Source organism: Streptomyces sp. NRRL S-31 (genome assembly GCF_000718775.1).
Taxonomy (GTDB): Bacteria; Actinomycetota; Actinomycetes; order Streptomycetales; family Streptomycetaceae; genus Streptomyces.
Genome location: NZ_JOCB01000079.1, coordinates 22,958 through 41,036, shown reverse-complemented (window position 1 = coordinate 41,036; position 18,079 = coordinate 22,958). Strand labels below are relative to the sequence as shown.

Here is an 18,079-nt window from a genome sequence, read left to right as displayed (position 1 = left end):
GCCCTGGCCGCCGCGGGACCGCCGCCGGGCGGCACGGACGGGGCGCCCGCGCCGGGTCCCGCGCCCACGGCCGCAGCGAGCGCTCCGCCGTGCGCCTCGGGACCGGGGACGTACCCCACCGCCGGCGCGCCGGCACCGCCGGCGAAGCCGATGCCGCGCTCCAGGCGGTCGAGGCGGGCCATCAAGGACCGCTCGTCGCCGTAGGCGGCGGGAAGCAGCACGCGGGCGCAGATCAGCTCCAGCTGGAGGCGCGGCGAGGTGGCGCCGCGCATCTCGGTCAGCCCCTCGTTGACCAGGTCGGCGGCGCGGCTCAGCTCGGCCGCGCCGAACGTCTCGGCCTGGGCCCGCATCCGGTCCAGGACGTCGGCCGGGGCGTCGAACAGCCCCTTCTCCGCGGCGTCCGGCACGGCGGCGAGGATCACCAGGTCCCGCAGCCGCTCCAGCAGGTCGGCGACGAAGCGGCGCGGGTCGTTGCCACCCTCGATGATCCGGTCGACGACCTCGAAGGCGGCCGCGCCGTCACCGGTGGCGAACGCCTCCACGACGGAGTCCAGCAGGGAGCCGTCGGTGTAGCCGAGGAGGGAGGTCGCCATGGCGTATGTCACACCCTCCTCCCCGGCACCGGCGAGGAGCTGGTCCATGACGGACATGGAGTCACGCACGGAACCCGCGCCGGCCCGCACGACGAGCGGCAGCACGCCGTCGTCGACCGGGATGTCCTCCTTGCGGCACACCTCGGCGAGGTAGTCCCGCAGGGTCCCCGGGGGCACCAGCCGGAACGGGTAGTGGTGGGTCCGCGACCGGATGGTCCCGATGACCTTCTCGGGCTCGGTGGTCGCGAAGATGAACTTCAGGTGCTCGGGCGGCTCCTCGACGACCTTCAGCAGGGCGTTGAAGCCGGCCGACGTGACCATGTGGGCCTCGTCGATGATGTAGATCTTGTACCGGCTGCTCGCGGGTCCGAAGAACGCCTTCTCGCGCAGCTCACGGGCGTCGTCCACACCGCCGTGGGAGGCCGCGTCGATCTCGATGACGTCGATCGAACCCGGTCCGTTCCGGGCGAGGTCGCGGCACGACTGGCACTCCCCGCAGGGGGTGGGCGTGGGACCCTGCTCACAGTTCAGGCAGCGGGCCAGGATGCGGGCGCTGGTCGTCTTGCCACATCCGCGCGGGCCGCTGAACAGGTACGCGTGATTGACCCGGTTGTTGCGCAGCGCCTGCTGCAACGGGTCGGTGACATGCTCCTGCCCGATGACCTCGGAAAAGGTCTCCGGACGGTAGCGGCGGTACAGCGCGAGAGACGACACGCATACGAGGTTAATGGCGCCCACCGACAAAGGGCTCCGCCCACGGACTGGGACCCGGGAACGCAAGCGCCCCCCACGCACCCGCCAGAGCCGACCTACCCTTGCTGCCTTCCGGCCCTGGGGGAGTTCAGTCAGATAGCGCCGCGTGAGGGGCTGTGCCCCACAGTACCCGATGCGGGGCCGGGCTCCGAACCCGGTCGGCCCGACGACCCCGCCCCGGGAGGGCCTGCGGGAACGGGTTCGCGAGCACTCCTCGCGGTCATGTAATGTTTGCGGCGGAGGATTCGCCTAGAGGCCTAGGGCGCACGCTTGGAAAGCGTGTTGGGGGCAACCCCTCACGAGTTCGAATCTCGTATCCTCCGCCAGTGCCTCACCGGGCACGATGTCGAAGGGCCCCCTGGAAACAGGGGGCCCTTCGACGTTGCCCTCAGACCTCGTTGTCCTGGTTTTTGTCGACAGCGGTTGTTTCCGGGAGTCCCAGCTGGCTTCGGCGATCTTCCGGGCCACGTCCTTGAGCATGGCGTCCGGCACATGCAGGTACCTCGCCCGCATGCGGGCTGCGGCCCAGCTCAGCGGCGATCGCCCGGACCGTCGCCTTCTCCCGCAGCCGGTCGGCGATGTAGATCAGGTCGGCCTCACTCAGCGCGACCGGTGAAGAGCGGTCAGCGGGTCCGAGAGGGCCCGTGGGAAGGGGTCAGCGGGTCGGGGAGGAAGTGGGTGGGGTCTCCGGGAGGGGGCTGATGCCCGGCTCGTAGTGGTCGCGGAGGTAGATGCGGGTGCGGTCCGGGGCGTAGTCGTGGGCGTAGAGGCTGACACAGCCGGTGTCCGAGGTGCCGTACGGGTCGGCGAGCGGGTCCGGGCTCGCGGTGGGGTCGGCGCCGGGGCAGACGGAGCCGTAGCGCATGCCCTTCTTGAACGACTCCGGTTCCGGCACGCCCAGGTGTCTGAAGTCGTGGGTCCGCACGTCGGTCACGGCGGCCGTGGGCTCCAGCAGTTCGCCGGCCGGCGGATAGGCGGCCAGGAAGGCCCGTGCCTGGGACCTGGTCAGTGTGAAGGTGAGCACACCGGTGTCGAAGCGGGAGGTCACCTGATAGCCAGCCCGCGCGCCCTGGGCCACCGCCGGGATGTCGACGCCCATGTGCCCGCTCATCCACCCCGGCGTGACGCCCTCGACCCACCTGTCGTCCACGGTCTGCCCGGGAACGCGGTCACCGGCCGGGCCGGTGCCGGAGTCGGGTGCGGAGCAGCCTGTCGCCGTCAGGGCGCCCAGGAGGGCCAGCGTGCCGAGGGCTACCCCGGCGGCGCGCGTCCGGCGGTGGCCGCCTGTCTTGTCGTGGGCGTCGTTCATCGGACGGCTGCCCTCCCGGGTGACCTGTGCGTCGTACGGCCCTGCTGTTGCTCCCGGCCCGGGTCCGTGCGTCCGTCCCTGCTTTCGTCGGGGCCCGGCAGCGGGGACTGGCTGGGCTGCGATGAGCCGAGATCGTAGTGGTGCGTGCTGCTGCTCCCCGCCATGTCGTACTCCTGGGCGAGTCCCACCCGGTGGAGCTTGGCCATCTGGCCGTCAGGGATCTTCATCGGGCCCACGTTGACGCCCTTGCCCTCGTCCCAGTTGTAACGGTCCCAGACGTTCGCCTGGTAGTCGACGGAGATCTTCGGGTTGCCGTGCGCATCCGGTACGGCCATCACGACGCCGGTGACGTTGGTGTTGGCGCCGCCCACCGCGTAGAACCAGTTCTCGTCGATGTCCTTGCTGAAGTAGAAGCCGTCGGGCAGCTTCGCCTCCACCGGGATGGCGACCGGTTTGCCGCCGTTCTCCCGGAACTGCTGCAGGGCCTGCTGGCGCCAGCCGTTCTGGTGGTGCCGGACGATGTCGTCGACGTAGGTCTTGAACTCCGGGACGTCCGCCATCATCTTGTCCACGGGCAGGAGCATCGGGGAGCCGCTGTTGCCGAGGTAGTGGGCCATGTTGCGGGAGGCGTCCGTCATGCCCTTCCAGTCGGCGCCCTCGGCGAGCAGTTCCATCTTTCTCTTGGTGGCCCACTCGTCGAATCCGGGCGACTCCGATCCGTGCGCCCCCGCCCCGGCGTCGGCCGCGACCTGCGGCATGGTCGGGCTCAGGATGCCGGCCGCCATGAGGTCGTCCTTCTTCGCGAGCCAGAGGCGGGCCCGCGCCTCGGGGCTCAGCGACCCCCACAGGCGTTTCAGCTCGGCGCGTTGTTTCGCGTCGGCGTCACCGCGCAGCGCGGCGAGTTCCTCGGCGCGGGGGAGTTGCTCCTCGTCGAGGGAGGTGTACTTGGCGTGCCCGGCGTTGTACGGGTCGCTGCCGTGGCTCTTGCGCAGCGCCCGTACCGCCGCGGCGTCGACCTCGGCGGCGTGCTGGACGATTCCGGTGAGCGTGTCGGCATACCACTGGACGTAGTCCTTGGTGCGCTGGTTCGGGCCCTCGGGTGTGCACATCGCCTCCATCACGCGGACCGTGCCGCCCGGCCCGTCCGTGACGAAGAGAGGGGGGTCCGGGGGGTCGTGGGCGGGGTTGCCCTTACGCGCCGCGTCGGTGAGGCTCTTCGCCTGCTTCTGGTACGTCGTCAGCTCCGCGTGGGCGTCCGCGAGCACGGCGGCGATGCTCTCCGCCTCCGCCTGGAGATCGGCGATCTCCTTGGCCGTCTTGCGTACGAACTCCCTGGTGACGTCCGCGTTGACACCCTTCCAGCGAGCCCCTTCGGACTTCTTGAGCATGCCGTCCCGCGCGTCGGTGGCCAGTTCGGCCAGGCCCCCGGCCATCGACTTCCAGTCGGACACCGCCGTGCCCAGCTTGCCGAGGTCCAGAGCCATGAGATCCGAGTAGGTGAAGTCCCCCATGCCCTCTCCTACCGTCCTACTCGAAGTACTCGTTCAGCACGGAGACGGGCACCGGTCCGGTACGGCCGCTGAGGTCCGCGGCGATCCGGGTGTCGTCGTGTGCGTGCAGCTTCTTGCTGTAGTCGAGGTGGTTGGAGATGTGCGTGCACGCCTGGAGGACGGACTTGACCTGCGAGGTCCACATCTCGACGGTCGTCTCGAGTTCGGAGCCGAGCCCGAGGTGGTGGCTCTTGAGCGCGGCGGCGGCCTGCATGGTGGACCCCGAAGCCTCGTGTCCCGCACCCGCGGCCGCGATGTCGGCCTTCTTGCTCAGCTCGCCGTGGAGAATGAACGCCTCATGGCCGACGGCGCCCAGGTCATCCTGGTGGACGACGAGATCCGCGGCTGAGGAACCGCTGGATCCGGCCTGGTTGAGCCGCATCCGTGTGTCCCCGCCCGCCGCCGCCTTGGCCCTCTCCCACTCTTCCCACACCATGGGACCCCCGCCCTCCGGTCGACCGGCCGCTCGGCCCACGCACTTGCGAATGCAGCAACTCCCTTTACCTGAACGGGATGCTAGCTTGACCTTCCTGCCGCGTCACCCGCACCGGCGCGGACACCGTCACCTGGTCCAGTTCCGAGATCCGGATGGTGGCCTTCAGCGTCCAGGTGCCGGGGAGCGGGAGGGTGAAGGCGTCGGCGGCCCAGTAGCCGCCGCGGTCCGTCACCTTGGTGTCCAGCGGGCCCACGCCCCGGTCCGCGAGCGTGAGGGTGACGCGGAGTCCGGGGACCGTGGAGAGGCCGCCGTCGGGGCCGTAGACCACCACCTGGACGGAGTTCGCGCCGACCCGGCCGGGGTCCAGGGTGATCTGCGCCTTGCCGTGGCCGCCGGGGGTGCCGAGGTCGAACGGGACCGTGGTGACCGAGGCCGGGGCGACGCCCGGCGCCGGGGCGGGCGTTCCCGCGGCGGGCTCCGTCGCCGCGCGGCCGGGCGCGGTGCCGGACAGCAGGGTGCTCAGGGCCAGCACCACCGCGGCCACCGCCGCCTCCGCCAGGACCGAGCGGCGCAGCGGGCGCAGCCGGACGGTGACCGGCGGGGGGCCGGTCACCGGTGCCGGGGCCCCGGCGGGGGTGGCGGTGGCCGCCCGGACCAGGCGGCCGGTCCAGGTGCGGGAGCGGGCCGCGGCGAGGAGCAGCACGGCGATCGCCGCCAGCTTGGCCAGCAGGGTGCGCCCGTACGCGGTGTCCGTCAGCGCCGCCCAGGAGCCGAGGCCCCGCCAGGACTGGTACACGCCGGTCACCGCCAGGACCGTCACCGAGGCCGTCGCCAGCCGGGAGAAGCGGGCCGGGACCGAGGGGGGCACGCCGTCCGGCGCGGTGGCGTGCCGCAGGGTCCACAGCAGGGCGGCCAGACCGCCCAGCCAGGCCGCCATGGCCAGCAGGTGCAGGGTGGCCGAGACGATCGCCGCGGGGACCTGGACGCCGGCGGCGGCGTGGTCGGCGCCGGACCAGGTCAGGCACAGGGCGACGGCGAGGACCGCGCCCGCCGCGTGGGTGGCGCGGCGCGGGAGCCGGGCGCGGCGGCTGCCCGGCGGGGCCGCGCGGGCCGCCGCCAGGAACGGCGGCACCAGGAGCAGCAGCGCCAGGCGGGCCAGGAGCAGCATCCCGGGACGGGTCGTCGCGGTGTGGGCGAGGGCGGCGGGGGCGAGGGCCGTCGCCGGGGAGGTGCCCTGCTCGTACGGCGCCCGCAGCAGGTACAGCGCGGCCGTGGCGGCGAGCAGCGTGCCCCCGGCGGCCAGGGCGGGGGTGCGCAGATGGGCGGTGGTGGGCGGGCGGCAGCAGGCCACGAAGGCGGCCGTGCCCAGGAGCAGGGCCAGACAGAGGTGGGCGAGGTGGCGCGCGAGGGTGTGCAGGGCCGTGGTCGCCGGGTTCTCCGGGGCGGGCGGGGGCGGGGCGGCCGGGGAGGCGGTGCGCTCGCCCACCGAGAAGGTGAGGGCGCCGGACACCGGGTGGCTGTCGGCCGACACCACCCGCCACGCCACCGTGTAGGTGCCGGTGGCCAGCCGGGCGGGGAGGGTGACCCGGGCGGTGTCGGAGCGGCCGGCGGCGTGTCCGGCGGGGCCGGTGCGGACCCGGTGGTTGTGGGGGTCGTAGATCCGGAAGGAGCCGGTCAGCAGGCCGACGGACTCGGTGAAGGTGAGGGTCACCCGGCGGGGGGCGGTGCGCAGTACGGCTCCGTCGGCGGGGTCCGTCGCGCGCGGCACGGCGTGGGCCGAGGCGGGGGCCGCGGTACCGAGCAGGAGGCCGGGGAGGAGGCCGAACAGCAGGGCGGACAGCAGGAGTACGGCCCGCGGCGGCCGGGCCGTCCGGTGTGGTCGTCGCGGTCCCCGGTGTCCGTCGCGCAGCACCCTCGGCCTCCGTCCGCGTCCCGGGCCCCCGCTCCGGCACGGGGCCCCGGTACAGGTACGGGGGAAACGGGCCGGGTGCTCACCAGGTCGGCCGGGCCGTCACCCCGCCGTCCACCACCAGGTCGTGTCCGGTGATCCAGGAGGCGAGCGGGGAGGCGAGGAACACGCAGGCGTCGGCGACGTCCTCGGGGCGGCCCAGCCGGCCGGCGGGGGCGGCGGCGAGCCAGCGGCGCACCCCGTCCGGCCAGTCCTCCGCCAGTCCGGGCCGGTCGATCAGACCGGGCGAGACCGTGTTGACGCGGATGCCGTCCGGCCCGTACTCCAGGGCCGCCGCGCGGGCGTGCATGACCACCGCCGCCTTCGCCGCGGCGTAGTGGGCATGGCCGGGGGCGGGGTGGCCGGCCTCGACGGAGGCGATGTGGGTGACGGTGCCGCCGCCGTGGTCGCGCATATGGGCGGCGGCGGCCTGGGTGCAGGCGAAGACGCTGGTGAGGTCGGTGTCGACGACCGTGCGCCAGTCGTACGCGGTCATGCCGGAAAGCGGCTGGACCGGTTGCACGGCCGCGTTGTTGACGAGGGCGGTGAGGTGGCCGGCCGACCAGGCGGTCGTCTCCTCGACCAGGCGCCGGCAGGCGGCCTCGTCCGTGAGGTCCGCCCGGAGCACGACCGCCCGGCCGCCCGCCGCCCGGATGCGGTCGGCGACGTCGGTGGCGGCGGCGACCGCCGTGCGGCAGTGCACGGCCACCGCCGCGCCCTGGGCCGCGAAGCGCAGGGCGATGGCGCGGCCGATGCCGCCGCCCGCGCCGGTCACCAGCGCGGTCTCTCCGGCGAGCAGGGGCGTGGGCGGTGTGCTGTTCATGGTCGGCAGAGTCGCGTGATGAGGGCGGCCTCGGCCGGGTACCGCGCCGTGAGGCCGGCCGCGTCGCCGTGTTCGTAGTCCGCGTAGGTGAATCCGGGGGCCGTCGTGCAGCCGAAGAAGGTCCACGCGCCCCCCGGCGCCACCCGCGCCCCCATCCAGGTGTGGGCCGGCACGGTCAGCTGGAGGTGCTGGCCGGCGCGTGGGTCCGGGCCGAGGACGGGGTGCCGGGCGGTGCCGTCGGGGGCGAGGAGCAGCAGGTGGAGCGGGTCGCCGAGGTGGAAGTGCCAGACCTCGGCGTAGGGCAGGCGGTGCAGGGCGGAGAAGTCGTCCGCGGTGAGCAGTACGACGATGGCCGAGCCCTCGGGACGGCCGTCCGGGCGTTCGGGCCCGGCCCAGGTCCGCCGGAACAGGCCGCCCTCGCGTGGGAGGGGTTCGAGTCCGTAGTGCGCGATCAGCTCTTCGGGCGTCGTCACCCGGGGAAGGCTACCGCCCGGTCGAGGAAGGCGAGTTGCGCGTGCTTCTCGGGCAGGTACACGTCCGGCAGGTCGACCTCGGGGAGGACGACGGCGGGGCCGCGGCTGAAGCCCTGGCGCTCGAAGCGGGCGATCGCCGCGGCGTTGCGCACGTCCGGGTCGATCACGATCCGGTCGCGGTCCAGGACCAGCAGGACGTATGTCGTCAACGCCTTGAGCAGGGCGGCCGTCCAGCCGGGGTGTGGGCCGCCGGGTCCCGCGGGGGCGAGCAGGAGGTGGACGCCGAGGTCGCCGGGGCGGACGTCGTAGCACTCGCCGACCCGGTCGGCGGACGGCTCGTACGTCTGGAAGAGGGCGGCCGGGACGCCGTCCCGGGTCACCAGGTGGGCGTGGTGGGTGTCGAGCGTTGCCATGTGGGCGTAGACCTCGGCGACCTGCGTCCGGGTCAGGCCGTTCATCCCCCAGAAGGCGGCGCGTTCGTCGCTCACCCAGCCGTGCACCAGGTCCGCGTCGCCCTCCGGGTCGAGGGGGCGTACGCGGACGGTGCCGTAGCCGTCGATGTGCTGGACGTGCAGGTCGGTCATCGGGGTTCCTCGGTGGGTGCGGTGGGTGCGGTGGTGGCCGGGGCCGCCGGTGCGGTCGGTGCGAACGGCGCTGCCGGTGCGGTGCGCTCGGGGGTGAGCAGGGTCCAGTCGGTGACCACCGGGGCCAGTTCCCCCGTGCGCCACAGGGGGAGCTGGTCGCGGTGGTGGGCGGTGCCGGGTACGCCGTCGGCGCCGAAGGGCACCACCCAGCCGCTGTGGTCGCGGTCGGCCAGGTCCCAGACGTAGCGGGCGGCCGGACCCCGCGCGGCGCGGTCGGTGAGGCCGGGGACGGCCGAGGTGCACAGCACGCAGTCGTGGTCGCCGCCGAGGCCGGGTTCCTCCGGCGCGGTGTCCGGCTCGTCGGGGAGCGCCTTCCAGGGGGCCAGGCGGTGGGTGGCGGACCAGGGGCGGTCGGGCGGGGCGGCGGCCACCTCCGCGAGGGCGGCGCGGACGACCGCCGCCCGGTCGACGCCGTACAGGTCCCCGGTGCCCAGCAGGTGTTCCAGGGCGTGGCCGACGCGGGGGACGAGGGCCAGCCAGGGCAGCAGGACGTCCGGGTAGGCCGGGGACCGGGCGAGCGGCGCGAAGACCGGGTGCGCGGCGAGCCGTCGTACGACCGCGCCGCGCACCGCCGCGTACACCGCCGCGTCCGTGCTGCCGGCGTCCATCCGGCGGTCCCAGGCGAGCAGGCGGTCCCGCAGGGCCGCCTCGGCGGGGGTGAGGCCGGTGAGGGCGGCGAGGTGATCCAACAGGGGTGCGGCGGAGCCGAGGCGGGTGTCGGTGTGGATCGCGGGCATGCCGTCGGCGGTCCAGGTGCGGCGCTCGTCGAGCAGGGCGCGGATGCGGGCGGCGCGGTGCGGCGGGGCGAACTCCACGCCGAGCGGGGCGGCGAGGCCGCGGGCGTTGGCCATCACCGCGATGCCGTCGGTGAGTCCGCCGTACGGCGTCACGTGCGTGCCCCGCCAGTCGTGGCCGGGTTCCCAGGCGGGGACCGGGCCGCGGCGGTTGGCCTCGGCGCGGAGCGGGACCTTGCCGGCGACGCGGTGCAGGGTGCCGCCGGCGGTGTCGGCGGCCTGGACGACGTTGACCGGCTCGGTCCAGGCGTCCAGGGCGCGGTCGACGTCGGCGACGGTGCGGGCGCGCAGGAGGGGCAGGAGGGCGCCGAAGCCGAGGTCCTCGGTCACCCTCGGCGGGTAGCGCAGCGCGAGCGCCTCGGCGCCCGGCCCGGAGCCCTCCCCCGGTCCCTCCGGCGCCGGCTCGGTGACCGCGTCCAGCCCCTCCGGTCCGCCGGCGATCACCGGGCCCCGCGGGGTCTCGATCACCTCCACCTCGAGGGGGTCCCCGGCCGCGACGCGGACGGTCTCCGTGTGCCGGGTGGCCCGCCGCCAGGTGCCGTCGGGGCCGAGGGCCTCGACGCCGGCGCCGGTGCGGCGCAGCCGTTCCCGGTAGAGGTCCTGGTAGTCGGCCATGGCGTTGGTGACGGCCCAGGCGACCGTGCCGGTGTGGCCGAAGTGGCCGATGCCGGGGACGCCGGGCACGGCCAGTCCGACGACGTCGAACTCGGGGCAGGCCAGGCGGATCTGCTGGTAGACACCGGGGGCTTCGATGAAGCGGTGCGGGTCGCCGGCGAGGAGGGCGTGGCCGGTGGCGGTGCGGTCGCCGGAGACGAGCCAGCCGTTGCTGCCGGCCGTGTTCGGGCCGTCCGTGGCGAACAGGGCGACCGCGTCGGGTCCGAGGTGCCGCACCGCCCGCTCGCGCCAGAGTTTGGCGGGGAAGCCGGCGAAGAGGATGTGCGTGCCGAGCCAGACCCCGAGGGGGGTCCAGGGCCGCCAGTCGCCCGGGGCGAGTCCCGTACGGGCGAACTCGGGGGCGCGGCGGGCGCCGGCGGCCAGCCCCTCGTTGACGCCGTCGACGTACGCCCGTACCCAGTCGGCGGTCTCCGGGTCCCGGCGTTCCAGCGCGGCGAAGCAGCGGCGGGCGGTGCCGTCGAGCCGGGCCCGGCGGGCGAAGACGTCCCAGGAGAGGGCGTCCGCCCCGAGGAAGGCGGCGGAGGTGCCCTGGGCGCGGTGCCGCTCGACCTCCAGTTGCCAGGCGCGGTCGTGGGCGGTGACCCGCCCCTGCGCACGGGCGAGTTCCACGGCGTCGGACGCGCGCAGGTGTGGGATGCCCCAGGCGTCGCGGTAGATCTCGACAGCCACCGGATACCCCCTTTTGCTTTAGGTTAGCCTTGCCTAAGTTTTCTGTGCCGGAATGGTACGTGAACGGTGGAGGACTCATGGGGCAAGGGCGGGGCTGGGAGGGCGCGGTCCTCAGACTGCTGCGGGCGAGGGACTTCGTGCTGACCGTCCTCGAGGCCGAGGACGTGACCCCGCGCTACCGGCGGCTGCGGCTGAGCGACGGCGGGCTGCTCGCCGCCACCGGCGTCCACCCGACCATGTGGGTGCGGCTGTGGTTCTCCGACCGGGGCCGGCCCCACCAGCGGGCCTACACCCTGGTCGACCCCGACCCGGCCGCCGGCACTTTCGGCCTGGAGTTCGCCCTGCACGAGGGCGTGGCCTCCGACTGGGCCCGGACCGCGCGGCCGGGCGACACCGTCGAGGCCACCGTCCAGGGCACCGGCTTCCGCGACCCCGACCCCGCGCCCTCCCACCTCGCCCTGATCGGCGACCCCGCCTCGCTGCCCGCCGTCAACTCAATTCTCGGTGCGCTGGGTTCCGCCCCGGCGACCGTCTGGTTCGAGGGCGACCCGGCCGGACTGCCGCACCGGACCGAGCCCGGCCGGCACGAGCTGCGGCCGGTGCCCCGCCGGGACGGGGGCGCCCGGCTGCTGGACCGGGTCCGCGCCGAACTGCCCGCCGTCCTCGCGGGCACCCCGCACCCGTACGTCTGGATCGCCTGCGACACGGCAACCACCCGGACGCTCGCCGCCTACGTCCGCAGGGATTTGGGTGTGCCGAAGCACCGGGTGCACGCGCTGGGGTACTGGCGCGCGAACTGACGGCCCGACCACCCGGTCCTCCCGCCGGTCTCGTCCCCCCGGCCCCGGACCGGGGCCGGTCGGGCGGGACCCGCGAGGGCGCGGGATCATCGGCCCATGGACGTCACCCTGCACCTCGCCCAGGACCCCGCGGCCGACGCGCTGCTCGGTCGCTCCCCGCTCGCCGCGCTGACCGGGATGCTGCTGGACCAGCAGATCCCGATGGAGTGGGCGTTCAAGGGCCCCCGCACCATCGCCGACCGGCTCGGCGCCGAGGACCTGGACGCGCACGACATCGCCGCGATGGACCCCGAGGCGTTCGCCGCGCTGCTCTCCGCGAAGCCGGCGGTGCACCGGTACCCGGGCTCGATGGCGAAGCGGATCCAGCAGTTGTGCCGGTACCTCGTCGAGCACTACGACGGGGACGCCGAGGCGGTCTGGCGGGACGCCGGCAGCGGCTCCGAGCTGCTGCGGCGGCTCCAAGAGCTGCCGGGGTTCGGCAAGCAGAAGGCGCAGATCTTCCTGGCCCTGCTCGGCAAGCGGCTCGGGGTCGCGCCCACGGGGTGGCGGGAGGCCGCCGGGTCCTACGGCGAGCCGGGCTCCTTCCGGTCCGTCGCCGACATCACCGGCCCCGAGTCGCTGGCCAGGGTGCGCGCCCACAAGCAGGAGGCGAAGGCGGCGGCGAAGGCCGCGAAGGCGAAGTAGGCCACCCGGTCGGTCCAGTCCCGGTGGCCGTCCGCGCCGGGCCGCGCCGAGCATGGGGCATGACCGATATACCGAGCAGCGGTCCGGACCGGGACCGCGCGTACGACGACCGGCGCGTGCACGAGGCCGCGCCGCCCGGAGGCCACCCCGCGGCGGAGCCGGCCCGCGGGCACCCCGGACCGGAACCACCGTTCGAGGGCCCGCTGCACGCCCTGTCCCGGGCCGCCTGGCAGACCGTCCTGATCACCGGGTTCGGCTCGCTGGTGCTGGGCGTCCTGGTGCTGGTCTGGCCGGGCCCCTCCCTCCTCGTCATCGGCGTGCTGTTCGGCCTCTACCTGCTCTACAGCGGAATCCTCCAGCTGGCGTCCGCCTTCGGCACGCACAAGGCCACCTCGCTGCGGGTGCTGGCCTTCGTCAGCGGCGCGCTGTCGATCCTGCTCGGCCTGCTCTGCTTCCGCGGGCCCACGCGGTCGATCCTGCTGCTCGGCCTGTGGATCGGCATCGGCTGGCTGTTCCGCGGGATCACGCAGACCCTGGCCGCCGTGCACGACCCCCGCATGCCCGCCCGGGGCTGGCAGATCTTCCTCGGCGTCCTCACCTTCATCGCCGGGATCGTGCTCATCGACTCGCCGTACCAGTCGGTCGCCGTGCTGACCCTCGTCGGCGGGTGGTGGCTGCTCGTCGTCGGGATCGTGGAGATCGCCACCGCCTTCCGCATCCGCGGCCGGGCGCGCAAGGTGCCGAAGGCACTCTGACCCGCCGTCAACCGCGCGTGCCGCGGGTACGCCGTGCGGGCGGATCACGGGCCCGGCGTGCTGCCCTCCCCGCCCGCCCCGGGCAGACAGGTGACATGCGCAGGAGCAGCGGTGGACCCCGGAGCCGTCACTGGTCACGGGTCCTCGTGCTGCTCCTCGCCCTGTGGGTGCCCGCCGCGCACGCGCCGGTCCGGACGGCGCCGTACCTCGCGGCGGTCGCCGGGTCCGCCGAGCACGACGTCCTCGACACGGCGCTCCGGCTCCCGGCCCGCGCCGTCCACCGGGCCGACGCGCCCGAGCGCCCGGCGCCCCTGACCGGCCCGGCCCCCGTCCGCCCGGCGGCCCCGCGCCCCGGGCCGCCCCGGGTGCCGTCCGCCCCGCCCCTGCTGCGCACGGTGGTGCTGCGCTGCTGACGGACCCGCGTTCACTCGCGTGTTCAGTCGGCTCGACGCAAGGAGCGGCACCGTCATGCCCAACGATCTCTACGCCGTCCTGCGCGCCCTGCTGCGCGCGGAGGCCCGGCGCGCCGCGGCGCCCAGGCCGGACCAGCGGACACCGCAAGCGCAGCGGGCACCGGAGGACCGGGACCGCTGAGCGGAACCCGGCGGGGGCGGCTTGGAGGGGGGGTCCGAACGGAACCCTCTACCGTCTCCGCCGGGCGGTGCCGAACAGGGAGCGGGTGATCTCCCGGCCGAGCTGGGTGCCGACCGACCGGGCCAGGGACTTGAACACGCCGCTGTTCACGACCTGTTCCACCAGGGACGGCTCGTCCTCGCGCGCCGCCCCGCGCCCCGGCGCCGCCGCCGGCTCCCGCGGCCGGTCCGCGCCCAGCCTCTCGTACGCCGACTCCCGGTCCACCGCCTGTGCGTACCGCCCGTACAGCGGGGAGCCGCGGACCGCGCCGTCCAGTTCCGCCGTGTCCACCGGACCCATCAGGGACCGCGGGGCGCGCAGCCGGGTGGCGGCGACCGGGGTCGGGGCACCGGTCTCGCCCAGCACGGTCACCACGGCCTCGCCGGTGCCCAGGCCGGTGAGCAGTTCCTCCAGGTCGTACGCCGACCTCGGGAAGGTCTGCACGGTCGCCCGCAGGGCCTTGTGGTCGTCCGGGGTGTAGGCGCGCAGGGCGTGCTGGACGCGGTTGCCGAGCTGGCCGAGGACGTCGCCGGGCACGTCCTTCGGGGTCTGGGTGACGAAGAAGACGCCGACGCCCTTGGAGCGGATCAGGCGGACGGTGCGGGTGATCGCCTCCAGGAAGGCCCGGGAGGCGTCCTGGAACAGCAGGTGCGCCTCGTCGAAGAAGAAGACCAGCTTCGGTCTTCCGGTGTCGCCGATCTCGGGCAGGTCGTGGAAGAGGTCGGCGAGCAGCCACATCAGGAACGTCGAGAAGAGCAGGGGCTTGTCCTGCACCGCCGGCAGTTCCAGGACGGAGACGGTGCCCCGGCCGTCCGGCGCCGTGCGCAGCAGGTCCGCCGTGTCGAACTCCGGCTCGCCGAAGAACTCGGCCGCGCCCTGCGCCTCGAAGGCCGTCAGCGAGCGCAGGATCACCCCGGCCGTCGCGCCGGACAGCCCGCCGATGTCCTTCAGTTCGGCCCTGCCCTCGTCGGAGGTGAGGAAGGCGACGACCGCGCGCAGGTCCTTGAGGTCGATCAGCTCCAGGCCCTTGGTGTCGGCGTAGTGGAAGATCAGGCCGAGGGACTGCTCCTGGGTCTGGTTCAGCCGGAGCACCTTGGCCAGCAGCACCGGGCCGAAGCTGGTGATGGTGGCGCGTACCGGGATGCCGTGGCCGATGCCGCCGAGCGCGAGGAACTCCGCCGGGAAGCCGGCCGGGGACCACTCCTGGCCGACCTCGCCGGCCCGCCCCCGCACCCGGTCGTCGTCCCGCCCGGGCCGGGCGATGCCGGACAGGTCGCCCTTCATGTCCGCGAGGAACACCGGTACGCCCCGCTCCGAGAGCTGCTCGGCGAGCAGTTGGAGGGTCTTGGTCTTGCCGGTGCCGGTGGCGCCCGCGACCAGGCCGTGCCGGTTGAGCACGGACAGCGGGACGCGGACCGGCGCGTCCGGGCGGCACCGCCCGTCCCACAGGAGGGCGCCGAGGTCGAGCGCGGGGCCGGTGAAGGCGTAACCGGAGGCGATCTCCCGCGCCCCGGCGGTCGGTACGGCGGACTTCCCGGAGCCGGCGGGCGGCACGGACTCGCTGTCACTCATCTCCGGCCCCTGTTCCCGTACTGGCCCGTATGACCGTTTTGCCCCATCTTTTCAAGCGTCGCACTCCGTCGCCATGGCTGCGCCCGGAACGTCTTGGCCGGTAGGCTTTCCGTGTGATCTTCAAGCGCATCGGAAACGGCCGGCCGTACCCCGACCACGGCCGGGAAAGCACCCGGCAGTGGGCGGACGTCGCGCCGCGCCCGGTCCGCCTCGATCAGCTGGTGACCACCAAGCAGCAGCTCGACCTGGAGACCCTGCTCGCGGAGGACTCGACGTTCTACGGCGACCTCTTCGCCCACGTCGTGAAGTGGCAGGGCGACCTTTACCTGGAGGACGGCCTGCACCGCGCGGTCCGCGCCGCGCTCCAGCAGCGCCAGGTGCTGCACGCACGCGTGCTCGAACTCGACTGACCCGGCGCGACACGGCCGTTGACCCTTTCGGGTTCCGCTGAGCACCATCGGCTGATCATCTGATAGGCATCGCCGCCCGGGCACACTACGCTGCGCTCATGAGCATGCTGACTCCCCCGGGCATGGGCGGCGAGTACCGGATCACGGGGGGCAGATACCCCCGGATGCGTCCGCCCCGCCGACACGGCAGACGTGTGGCCGCCGTGGCCGCGTCCGTCACCGTGCTGGGCCTGATCGGCTGGGGCACCGTGCAGCTCATCGACGTCTTCAGCGGCGGCGACAACACCACCGTGGCCGGCCGCCCGGCGGTCTGCCGGGCCAAGGCCGACGCGGCCCCCGCGGCCCGGGTGCCGGACCTGCCGGCCCCGGGCCGGATCACCGTGAACGTCTACAACGCCACCAAGCGCACCGGGCTGGCCAAGCAGACCGCGGACGAGCTGAAGAAGCGCGGGTTCCGGATCGGCGCCGTGGGCAACGCCACCAAGGAGTACGACCGGAAGGTCCGGGGCCCGGGGCTGCTCCTCGGCCCGCCCGCCGCCCAGGACACCTCGCTGCGGGTGCTCGGCACCCAGCTCGTCGGCGCGCAGACCCGCGCCGACGGCCGCAAGGACACCGCCGTCGACCTGGTCATCGGGGACGGCTTCAAGGGCCTCGCCCGACAGGCGGACGCCGCCCGGTCGATGACCGCACTGGCCGCGCCGAAGCCCGCGGCCACCCCGAGGAAGAGCTGCTGAGCGAAGGGCTACTCGGCCGCCCCGTACAGGCGGTCCCCCGCGTCGCCCAGCCCCGGCACGATGTACCCCAGCTCGTTGAGGCGGTCGTCCACGGCCGCCGTGACGACGGTGACCGGCGTCCCCGCCAGCTCCCGCTCCATCACCTCGACGCCCTCCGGCGCGGCGAGCAGCACCACGGCCGTCACGTCGTCCGCGCCGCGCTTGATCAGCTCCTGGATCGCCGCGACCAGCGTGCCGCCCGTGGCCAGCATCGGGTCCAGGACGTACACCTGGCGGCCCGAGAGGTCCTCCGGCATGCGCGAGGCGTACGTGGACGCCTGGAGCGTCTCCTCGTTGCGGATCATGCCCAGGAAGCCCACCTCGGCGGTCGGCAGCAGCCGGACCATGCCGTCCAGCATGCCGAGGCCGGCCCGCAGGATCGGCACCACCAGCGGGCGGGGGCGGGCGAGCTTGACGCCCGTGGTCGGCTCGACCGGTGTCTGGATGTCGACGGCCTCGGTGCGCACGTCCCGCGTGGCCTCATAGGCGAGCAGGGTGACCAGCTCGTCGGCGAGCCGCCGGAAGGTCGCGGAGTCGGTACGGCGGTCGCGCAGCGTGGTGAGCTTGTGAGCGACCAGGGGGTGGTCGACGACATGGAGACGCATGCCCCTAACGGTACCTGCGCCGCGAGTCGCCCTCACGCTGGCGTGAAACCGGCCGTCCGAGGGAAAGTGGGAAGGACGGACTGGGGTGGTGTGACGTGTCTGACCTGCCTGACCAGCCCGTGGGCACCACCGGGCGCACGGCCGGAGCGGCCGTACCCGGGACGAGGTCCGCGGGGAACGATGCCGACAAACCCGAGAGCGAGGCCGCCCGCCGACGCCGGCGGGCCCAGTTCCTGCGCGATCTCGCCGAGGCCCGCGAGCTGCGCGCCCGGGTCCAGCCGCGACGCGCCAAGGCCGCCCGGCTGCGCCACGCCATGCGGATGCGGACGTTCCGCTGGTAGTCCCGCGGGGCCTTCCCGGCCGGAAGATCCACGCCCGCCCCGCCGCCCGGGGGCGGGGGTGCGTGAGCGCGGGGAAAAGCCGCGTACGATCCGCAGGTGGCGGCAGCGAACGCGCAAGACACAGGGAGCCGAAGACGTCCCCTGGAAGCCTTGTTTCTGCCACGATTCCGAGTGGGTGGGGCTCGGAGCCCAGGCTCTCTCCGCCCATGTACCTCCGCCGGGGGGACCCCCAACCGGCACGCCTAAGACCAGTGGGAGAGTCACGGTGTACTTCGCCGCACTGCTCGCGCGCACCGAAGACGGGTGGGAAGCGAGCGACACGGAGCTCGACGATGTGGAGACCCTGTCGGATCTGGCCGACCTGGCCCGGGAAGCCTCTCCCGACGAGGACACGGTGCTCGTCCTGATCGAACAGGAGGACGCCTGGTTCGGCGTCGTCCGCGTGGACGGCGAGGACGACCCTCGCATCTACGTCTCGGACGCCGCCGCCGCCCGGCGCAGCGCGTACGGGGAGCTGCTGCTCACCGACGAGCTGCTCGGCCGGGAACCCGGTTCGGACGACGGGCCGGACCTGGAGTCGCTGAACCTCGACGGCACGGAGGACCCCGACGCCGTGGAGGACGAGGAGGACGGTGCCGCCGCCGACGCGGTGCCGCACAGCCCCGTGGGCGACAGCGGCATCCTGGACGACCTGGGCATCAGCGAGAAGGAGCTGCGCGCCCTGGACGCCGACGACGCGCTGGGCACGATCGCCGAGGCGCTGGGCGCCTCGGAGGTGCTGGAGACCGTCCGCTGACCACGGCACGGGACCCGCGGGGCACACCTGATCCGGTACGGGA

20 protein-coding genes, 1 tRNA gene, 1 other RNA gene and 2 pseudogenes are annotated in these 18,079 nt (G+C 74.2%); 10 read left to right on the top strand and 14 right to left on the bottom strand.

Annotated elements, in window-relative coordinates; genetic code table 11:
• Together IF37_RS0127680 and ffs are read right to left on the bottom strand one after the other, a co-directional pair.
• The coding region (locus IF37_RS0127680) for a DNA polymerase III subunit gamma and tau (protein WP_030748144.1) at positions 1-1,307 on the bottom strand (1,307 nt) is incomplete at its 3' end.
• Positions 1,308-1,366: 59 nt separating this feature from the next.
• Positions 1,367-1,465, bottom strand: an RNA gene (gene ffs, locus IF37_RS41260) — signal recognition particle sRNA small type.
• A 119-nt stretch (positions 1,466-1,584) separates the two neighbouring features.
• Here ffs and IF37_RS0127675 point away from each other — a divergent pair.
• A tRNA-Ser gene (locus tag IF37_RS0127675) sits at positions 1,585-1,672 on the top strand.
• A 62-nt stretch (positions 1,673-1,734) separates the two neighbouring features.
• Here the strand turns inward: IF37_RS0127675 and IF37_RS45980 are convergent.
• The 10 genes and pseudogenes from IF37_RS45980 to IF37_RS0127630 all read right to left on the bottom strand — a co-directional run.
• Positions 1,735-1,868 (bottom strand): annotated as a pseudogene (locus tag IF37_RS45980) (site-specific integrase); the annotation flags it as partial.
• Positions 1,861-1,950 (bottom strand): annotated as a pseudogene (locus IF37_RS45975) (helix-turn-helix domain-containing protein); the annotation flags it as partial. The pseudogenes IF37_RS45980 and IF37_RS45975, both read right to left, overlap by 8 nt.
• A gap of 51 nt (positions 1,951-2,001) precedes the next feature.
• Positions 2,002-2,655, bottom strand: coding sequence for a hypothetical protein (locus IF37_RS0127665; protein ID WP_030748138.1), 654 nt, complete (start codon positions 2,653-2,655; stop codon positions 2,002-2,004).
• Positions 2,652-4,166: a hypothetical protein gene (locus IF37_RS0127660; RefSeq protein WP_030748135.1), complete on the bottom strand. Its 1,515-nt coding sequence runs from the start codon at positions 4,164-4,166 to the stop codon at positions 2,652-2,654. Before IF37_RS0127660 ends, IF37_RS0127665 begins: the two co-directional genes overlap by 4 nt.
• A gap of 16 nt (positions 4,167-4,182) precedes the next feature.
• Positions 4,183-4,641 carry a hypothetical protein gene (locus tag IF37_RS0127655; protein ID WP_030748133.1) on the bottom strand — a complete coding sequence of 153 codons (459 nt, stop codon included), beginning with the start codon at positions 4,639-4,641 and terminating at the stop codon, positions 4,183-4,185.
• 64 nt (positions 4,642-4,705) lie between these two features.
• Positions 4,706-6,484 carry a copper resistance CopC/CopD family protein gene (locus IF37_RS0127650; RefSeq protein WP_173457003.1) on the bottom strand — a complete coding sequence of 593 codons (1,779 nt, stop codon included), beginning with the start codon at positions 6,482-6,484 and terminating at the stop codon, positions 4,706-4,708.
• A gap of 148 nt (positions 6,485-6,632) precedes the next feature.
• Entirely contained in the window at positions 6,633-7,412 is a 780-nt protein-coding gene (locus IF37_RS0127645) for an SDR family NAD(P)-dependent oxidoreductase (RefSeq protein ID WP_030748127.1), read from the bottom strand.
• Positions 7,409-7,885 carry a cupin domain-containing protein gene (locus IF37_RS0127640; RefSeq protein ID WP_030748124.1) on the bottom strand — a complete coding sequence of 159 codons (477 nt, stop codon included), beginning with the start codon at positions 7,883-7,885 and terminating at the stop codon, positions 7,409-7,411. The genes IF37_RS0127645 and IF37_RS0127640 overlap by 4 nt, the downstream gene beginning before the upstream one ends.
• Positions 7,882-8,469 (bottom strand): GNAT family N-acetyltransferase, encoded by a 588-nt coding sequence (locus IF37_RS0127635; RefSeq protein ID WP_030748122.1) that lies wholly within the window; start codon positions 8,467-8,469, stop codon positions 7,882-7,884. Before IF37_RS0127635 ends, IF37_RS0127640 begins: the two co-directional genes overlap by 4 nt.
• Positions 8,466-10,667 (bottom strand): penicillin acylase family protein, encoded by a 2,202-nt coding sequence (locus IF37_RS0127630; protein WP_079165902.1) that lies wholly within the window; start codon positions 10,665-10,667, stop codon positions 8,466-8,468. The genes IF37_RS0127635 and IF37_RS0127630 overlap by 4 nt, the downstream gene beginning before the upstream one ends.
• A gap of 77 nt (positions 10,668-10,744) precedes the next feature.
• On the opposite strand from IF37_RS0127630, the gene IF37_RS0127625 reads away from it, so the two are divergent.
• The 5 genes from IF37_RS0127625 (at position 10,745) to IF37_RS46430 (ending at position 13,500) form a co-directional block, all read left to right on the top strand.
• On the top strand, positions 10,745-11,467 hold the full coding sequence (locus tag IF37_RS0127625) for a siderophore-interacting protein (protein WP_030748119.1): 723 nt from the start codon (positions 10,745-10,747) through the stop codon (positions 11,465-11,467).
• A gap of 96 nt (positions 11,468-11,563) precedes the next feature.
• Entirely contained in the window at positions 11,564-12,151 is a 588-nt protein-coding gene (locus IF37_RS0127620; protein ID WP_030748117.1) for an HhH-GPD-type base excision DNA repair protein, read from the top strand.
• Between the two features lie 59 nt (positions 12,152-12,210).
• Positions 12,211-12,906: an HdeD family acid-resistance protein gene (locus tag IF37_RS0127615; protein WP_030748115.1), complete on the top strand. Its 696-nt coding sequence runs from the start codon at positions 12,211-12,213 to the stop codon at positions 12,904-12,906.
• Positions 12,907-13,001: 95 nt separating this feature from the next.
• Positions 13,002-13,319, top strand: coding sequence for a hypothetical protein (locus IF37_RS45275; protein ID WP_030748113.1), 318 nt, complete (start codon positions 13,002-13,004; stop codon positions 13,317-13,319).
• Between the two features lie 55 nt (positions 13,320-13,374).
• Positions 13,375-13,500 carry a hypothetical protein gene (locus IF37_RS46430; protein WP_301540353.1) on the top strand — a complete coding sequence of 42 codons (126 nt, stop codon included), beginning with the start codon at positions 13,375-13,377 and terminating at the stop codon, positions 13,498-13,500.
• Between the two features lie 48 nt (positions 13,501-13,548).
• Here the strand turns inward: IF37_RS46430 and IF37_RS0127600 are convergent, their stop codons facing one another.
• Positions 13,549-15,111 (bottom strand): helicase HerA-like domain-containing protein, encoded by a 1,563-nt coding sequence (locus IF37_RS0127600; protein ID WP_030748111.1) that lies wholly within the window; start codon positions 15,109-15,111, stop codon positions 13,549-13,551.
• Positions 15,112-15,224: 113 nt separating this feature from the next.
• Here IF37_RS0127600 and IF37_RS0127595 point away from each other — a divergent pair, with 113 nt between their 5' ends.
• The gene (locus IF37_RS0127595; protein WP_004943146.1) at positions 15,225-15,521 is read left to right on the top strand and encodes a type II toxin-antitoxin system VapB family antitoxin; all 297 of its coding nucleotides are present in this window, start codon (positions 15,225-15,227) and stop codon (positions 15,519-15,521) included.
• 98 nt (positions 15,522-15,619) lie between these two features.
• Complete coding sequence (locus tag IF37_RS0127590; RefSeq protein ID WP_253915865.1) at positions 15,620-16,255, top strand: LytR C-terminal domain-containing protein; 636 nt, start codon at positions 15,620-15,622, stop codon at positions 16,253-16,255.
• 8 nt (positions 16,256-16,263) lie between these two features.
• On the opposite strand, the gene upp is transcribed toward IF37_RS0127590, so the two are convergent.
• Entirely contained in the window at positions 16,264-16,899 is a 636-nt protein-coding gene (upp, locus tag IF37_RS0127585; protein WP_030748106.1) for a uracil phosphoribosyltransferase, read from the bottom strand.
• A gap of 95 nt (positions 16,900-16,994) precedes the next feature.
• Here upp and IF37_RS0127580 point away from each other — a divergent pair, with 95 nt between their 5' ends.
• Positions 16,995-17,240, top strand: a complete 246-nt coding sequence (locus IF37_RS0127580; RefSeq protein ID WP_030748104.1) for a hypothetical protein — start codon at positions 16,995-16,997, stop codon at positions 17,238-17,240.
• A gap of 265 nt (positions 17,241-17,505) precedes the next feature.
• Positions 17,506-18,036, top strand: a complete 531-nt coding sequence (locus tag IF37_RS0127575) for a hypothetical protein (protein ID WP_030748102.1) — start codon at positions 17,506-17,508, stop codon at positions 18,034-18,036.
• Positions 18,037-18,079: the final 43 nt, after the last annotated feature.

Excerpts from the sequence above, each read along its gene's own strand:
- IF37_RS0127665 (WP_030748138.1), bottom strand. The coding sequence starts at position 2,655 with ATGAACGACGCCCACGACAAGACAGGCGGCCACCGCCGGACGCGCGCC.
- IF37_RS0127660 (WP_030748135.1), bottom strand. The coding sequence starts at position 4,166 with ATGGGGGACTTCACCTACTCGGATCTCATGGCTCTGGACCTCGGCAAG.
- IF37_RS0127655 (WP_030748133.1), bottom strand. The coding sequence starts at position 4,641 with ATGGTGTGGGAAGAGTGGGAGAGGGCCAAGGCGGCGGCGGGCGGGGAC.
- IF37_RS0127645 (WP_030748127.1), bottom strand. The coding sequence starts at position 7,412 with ATGAACAGCACACCGCCCACGCCCCTGCTCGCCGGAGAGACCGCGCTG.
- IF37_RS0127635 (WP_030748122.1), bottom strand. The coding sequence starts at position 8,469 with ATGACCGACCTGCACGTCCAGCACATCGACGGCTACGGCACCGTCCGC.
- IF37_RS0127625 (WP_030748119.1), top strand. The coding sequence starts at position 10,745 with ATGGGGCAAGGGCGGGGCTGGGAGGGCGCGGTCCTCAGACTGCTGCGG.
- IF37_RS0127620 (WP_030748117.1), top strand. The coding sequence starts at position 11,564 with ATGGACGTCACCCTGCACCTCGCCCAGGACCCCGCGGCCGACGCGCTG.
- IF37_RS0127615 (WP_030748115.1), top strand. The coding sequence starts at position 12,211 with ATGACCGATATACCGAGCAGCGGTCCGGACCGGGACCGCGCGTACGAC.
- IF37_RS45275 (WP_030748113.1), top strand. The coding sequence starts at position 13,002 with ATGCGCAGGAGCAGCGGTGGACCCCGGAGCCGTCACTGGTCACGGGTC.
- IF37_RS46430 (WP_301540353.1), top strand. The coding sequence starts at position 13,375 with ATGCCCAACGATCTCTACGCCGTCCTGCGCGCCCTGCTGCGCGCGGAG.
- IF37_RS0127600 (WP_030748111.1), bottom strand. The coding sequence starts at position 15,111 with ATGAGTGACAGCGAGTCCGTGCCGCCCGCCGGCTCCGGGAAGTCCGCC.
- IF37_RS0127590 (WP_253915865.1), top strand. The coding sequence starts at position 15,620 with ATGAGCATGCTGACTCCCCCGGGCATGGGCGGCGAGTACCGGATCACG.
- upp (WP_030748106.1), bottom strand. The coding sequence starts at position 16,899 with ATGCGTCTCCATGTCGTCGACCACCCCCTGGTCGCTCACAAGCTCACC.